Genomic DNA, 215 nt, shown 5'->3' on the forward strand with positions numbered 1-215 from the left:
CTATTTAAAGTCAGTACGCCAATAGCGCTACCATTAGCGCTGATAGTGGTGGCGCTGCCAAGAGTGATCGCTACTTGGGTGCCACTACCATCTACATCAACGCTTGCCGCTGATACGTTAAGCGTACTGCTGTCTATATCGGTGTCATTGTCAAGCACGTTGCCAGTTGCTGTGACCTCTTCTGCCACACGATTGCTATCAGGCTTGGCTATAGG

General features: G+C 50.2%; 1 protein-coding gene. It reads right to left on the reverse strand.

The features are described 5' to 3' along the window. Positions 1-215, reverse strand: a 215-nt coding sequence (locus CXF61_RS14020) for a hypothetical protein (protein ID WP_193834173.1), incomplete at both ends; no start/stop codon positions are given.

It is taken from the genome of Psychrobacter sp. 4Dc (assembly GCF_002836715.1).
Taxonomy (GTDB): domain Bacteria; phylum Pseudomonadota; class Gammaproteobacteria; order Pseudomonadales; family Moraxellaceae; genus Psychrobacter.